This window comes from Mesorhizobium sp. M7A.F.Ca.ET.027.03.2.1 (genome assembly GCF_003999175.1).
Taxonomy (GTDB): domain Bacteria; phylum Pseudomonadota; class Alphaproteobacteria; order Rhizobiales; family Rhizobiaceae; genus Mesorhizobium.
Map to the genome: position 1 here is coordinate 1 of NZ_RZOM01000644.1, position 3,540 is coordinate 3,540.

Here is a 3,540-nt window from a genome sequence, read left to right on the forward strand (position 1 = left end):
TTGCACCATAAGCCATGGTCGAGGCGATCGAGCCCAGGGCGCTGCCGACCGAGTAGAAGATCATGTAGCCGCCAACCAGGCGGCTGCGCGCATCCGGGCGGCGGGCGAAGATCAAGCTCTGGTTGGTGACGTGGACGGCCTGGATCGCCAGATCCAGCATGACTATGCCGGCGACGAGCAGCCACAGAGACATGCCCATGAAGGCGATCGGCAGCCAGGCCGCCATCATCAGCAGTAGGCCGAGTCCGGTGACCAACTGGCGCGGCCGCGATCGACGAGGCCGCCGGTCCAGCGCGCACCGAGCGCGCCGGCGACGCCCGCAAGGCCGAAAAGCCCGATCTCGGTATGCGAAAGTGAAAATGGCGCAGCACTCAACGGCAGCACCAGCGGCGCCCACAGCACGTTGAAGCTGGCGAAGATCAGCATGGCCAGCACCGCCCGCACGCGCAGCAGCGGCTCCTGTACGAACAGCAGCAGCACCGAAGCGAGCAGGCGCGGATAGGATGTGCGTGGCCGCTCCGCCTCGTGGCGCGGCAGGATCAGGTAGAGAACCATCGCCATGACGAGCGTCAACATGGCCGAGACAAGATAAACCCAGCGCCAGCCGGCGAAATCGGCGACGACGCCCGAAGCAAAGCGGGCGAGCAGGATGCCCAGGATGACGCCGCTGGTGACGGTGCCGACCGCCCGCCCCCGCTGCGACGCTACGGCGAGGTCGGCAGCGAAGGCGACCAGCACCTGCACCACCACCGCAAGCAGCCCGACCACCGCCAGGCTCGCCAGCAGCATCGCCGCATTGGGCGCGACCCCGACCGCCACCAGCGCCACGGCAGACAGAATCGCCTGCCCGGCAATCAGCTTGCGGCGATCGAACAGGTCGCCCAGCGGCACGATGAAGAACAGGCCGAGCCCATAGCCGATCTGCGTTACCGTCACCACGATGCCAACCGAAGCCGGCGCGATAGCAAAATCATGCGCCATGGCGTCGAGCAGCGGATGGGCGAAATAGACATTGGCAACGCTCAGGCCGCAGGCGATGGCGAAGATCAGCGCGGTCAATCGTGACAATCCCGCAGGCGGCGGCGCCACCCGAGGCGGCCCATCGGATTGCTCGAGGCTTGTTGCACCGCTGTTCACCACCTGCATGTTCATGTCTGCTCTCTCCATAAAAGGTTTCAACTTGAAACCTCTTGCTGGATAGGCAGAACAGTTTTATGTTGCAACCGAAAATCGAATGCTGGACCAACGACTGCCATGGTGAAACGAACGAGCCACCACGAAGCGGATTGCCTCATAGCGCGACCACTGGACGCGATTGGCGACTGGTGGTCGCTGCTCATCGTGCGTGACGCGTTCGACGGCTTGCGGCGCTTCGGCGAATTCCAGAAGAGCCTCGGCGTCGCCAAGAACATCCTGTCGTCGCGGCTGCGCAATCTCGTCGCGCATGGCATCCTCGAAACGGTCCCGGCACCCGACGGCAGCGCGCACCATGAATATGTGCTGACGCAAAAGGGACGCGGCCTGTTCTATGTCCTGGTTGCCCTGCGGCAATGGGGCGAGACCTACTTCGCCGGACCGGGCGAACCCTATACCTTCATGGTCGACAATCTCACCGGCCGGCCGATCAAGCGCCTGGAAGTCCATGCCGAGGACGGGCGGCAGCTTGCCCCCGGCGAAACCCGGCTTGCCGACTTTCGCAACCGCGAAACCGGCTGAGAGCTACTGCCTGCCAACAAGCGTGGCGGAATCGATTCCTGCTCGACCAGACAGGGAATCGGCTATCGTTTCCTGCAGCACAGAGGGTGGAGTGACCGATGAAAGCCGTCGTCTTCGAGAAATTCGGCGAAGCGCCGACGATCCAGACCGTTCCCGATCCGAAGCCGGCAGCCGATGGCGTCGTCATCAAGGTCGAGGCGACCGGTCTGTGCCGCAGCGACTGGCATGGCTGGATGGGTCATGACGATGGCATCACGCTGCCGCATGTACCGGGCCACGAACTGGCCGGTATCGTCGTCGCCGCCGGCAAGCAGGTCACCCGCTGGAAGGCCGGCGAGCGCGTCACCGTGCCGTTCGCCGTCGGCTGCGGCCGCTGCTTCGAGTGCAATTCGGGCAATCACCAGGTCTGCGAGCATCAGACCCAACCCGGCTTCACCGGCTGGGGTTCGTTCGCCGAATATGTCGCCATCGAGCACGCCGACACCAACCTAGTGCGCTTGCCCGACGAGATGGAATTCGCCACCGCCGCCAGCCTCGGCTGCCGCTTCGTCACCTCGTTTCGCGCCATCGTCGACCAGGGCCGGGTGACGCCGGGCGAATGGGTCGCGGTGCATGGCTGCGGCGGCGTCGGCCTGTCGGCGATCATGATCGCCAGCGCCATGGGCGCCAATGTCATCGCCATCGATCTCACCGACGAGAAACTGGATTTCGCCAAAAAGATCGGCGCCGTCGCCACCATCAATGCATCTACGACGCCGAACGTGGTCAAGGCGGTCAAGCAGATCACCAATGGCGGCGCACACATGTCGATGGACGCGCTCGGCCACCCCACCACCTCGTTCAATTCGATATCCAATCTGCGCCGGCGCGGCCGCCATGTGCAGGTCGGCCTGATGCTGGGCGAACATGCCCGGCCGCAGGTGCCGATGGACAAGGTGATCGCCTTCGAACTCGAAATCCTCGGCAGCCACGGCATGCAGGCCTACCGCTACCAGGCGATGATGGACATGATCCGCAACGGCAAGCTGAAGCCCGAACTGCTGGTCGGCAAGAGAATCAGTCTCGATGAGGCGCCCGCAGCCTTGATGGCGATGGGCGGCTTCGAGGGGATCGGCATCGGCGTGGTGACGAAGTTTTAGGCGAGGACGGCACCGTCGTCAGGCGATCGCGCGTCGTGGCAATTCCTGCTTCGCGAATCGCTTGGCGCCTACGACGCAGAGCACGACGCCAAGCGTGACGACCACCATCAGCGGGCTGACCTGCTCGTGCAGCAGCGTCGCTGCCAGTGCCAATCCGAAAAATGGCTGCAGCAGCTGCAACTGCCCGACCGCGGCGATGCCGCCTTGCGCCAGCCCGCGATACCAGAACACGAAGCCGATCAGCATGCTGCACAGCGAGACATAGGCAAGCCCTATCCACGCACTGACGCCGACGCCGTCGAACGACGGCGGCATGGTCATCAGCGTCAGCACCAGCATGATCGGCAGCGACAGCACCAGCGCCCAGCAGATCACCTGCCAGCCGCCGAGCTTGCGTGACAGCGCGGCACCCTCGGCATAGCCCAGGCCGCAGGCGATGATGGCAGCCAGCATCAGACCATCGCCGACCGGCGAGGCCGTCACGCCCTGCGTCAGGGCAAAACCCGCGACCAGCGCGCTGCCGATGCATGAAAACAGCCAGAACGCCGGGCGCGGACGGTCGCCGCCGCGCAGCACGCCGAAGATCGCGGTCGCCAACGGCAGCAGGCCGACGAAGATGATGGAATGGGCCGTGGTGACGTGCTTGAGCGCCAACGCGGTCAGCAAGGGAAAGCCGACAACCTGT

At 64.7% G+C, this 3,540-nt stretch carries 3 protein-coding genes and 1 pseudogene; 2 read left to right on the forward strand and 2 right to left on the reverse strand.

Annotated elements, in window-relative coordinates:
- Nucleotides 1–1,152 (reverse strand): annotated as a pseudogene (locus tag EN750_RS23995) (MFS transporter); the annotation flags it as partial.
- Nucleotides 1,153–1,254: 102 nt separating this feature from the next.
- Here EN750_RS23995 and EN750_RS24000 point away from each other — a divergent pair.
- Both EN750_RS24000 and EN750_RS24005 read left to right on the forward strand, forming a co-directional pair.
- Entirely contained in the window at nucleotides 1,255–1,716 is a 462-nt protein-coding gene (locus EN750_RS24000; protein WP_127271974.1) for a helix-turn-helix domain-containing protein, read from the forward strand.
- 98 nt (nucleotides 1,717–1,814) lie between these two features.
- On the forward strand, nucleotides 1,815–2,855 hold the full coding sequence (locus EN750_RS24005) for a zinc-dependent alcohol dehydrogenase family protein (protein WP_127258661.1): 1,041 nt from the start codon (nucleotides 1,815–1,817) through the stop codon (nucleotides 2,853–2,855).
- A gap of 18 nt (nucleotides 2,856–2,873) precedes the next feature.
- Here EN750_RS24005 and EN750_RS24010 read toward each other — a convergent pair.
- On the reverse strand, nucleotides 2,874–3,540 hold a 667-nt coding region (locus tag EN750_RS24010; RefSeq protein WP_145967869.1), incomplete at its 5' end, for a DMT family transporter.